Origin of the sequence: Psychrobacter sp. AOP7-B1-24 (assembly GCF_052376215.1) — a bacterium.
In the GTDB taxonomy this organism is placed as follows: domain Bacteria; phylum Pseudomonadota; class Gammaproteobacteria; order Pseudomonadales; family Moraxellaceae; genus Psychrobacter.
This window is the reverse complement of the sequence record NZ_JBQSVL010000212.1, coordinates 1-496: the sequence shown is the minus strand read 5'-3', so window position 1 is coordinate 496 and position 496 is coordinate 1. Positions and strand designations below refer to the sequence as shown.

General features: G+C 42.7%; 1 protein-coding gene. It reads right to left on the bottom strand.

Features of this window, described 5'->3' with window-relative positions; all coding sequences use genetic code 11:
- Positions 1 to 9: 9 nt before the first annotated feature.
- Positions 10 to 496 (bottom strand): IS982 family transposase (locus tag ACT3QP_RS15055; protein WP_444526065.1); only part of this gene is annotated, 487 nt, incomplete at its 5' end.

Genomic DNA, 496 nt, shown 5'->3' with positions numbered 1-496 from the left:
ACCCCACTCTCAACTTGAAATAAGCAAATCAAACTGAAGAGGCGGGTTACCAAGTTTTTTATTGAGTACAAAGCACAGATTATGCGACAGAATCTTACGAATCAATCGATGAGACAAATGCCATAAATCTCTTGCTCGTACCTTTTGTATATTAAATCGTTCTGATAACTGACCAATGACTGTTTCAACGATACGGCGGGCTTTCATTAGCCGTCTTACCACAGGTTTGGGTCTATCTTCTTTCATATTAGCTCTGAGTGGCGTTTGTAAATCTACTCCTTGAGCGTCGTAGTACGATGTCAGACTCGGGCTGATATACCCTTTATCAGCGCCGAGCAAACCATGGATATGGTCAGTAATATCAGGCGCAACCGCTCTTTCATCAACATTGGCAGGGGCAACGGTAAAGCCTTTAATCATGCCAGATAAATTAACAAGCAAATGTCCCTCAAAGCCATAGTACCTCTCTTGCTTAGCGGCGCAGTAACTAAAAGCT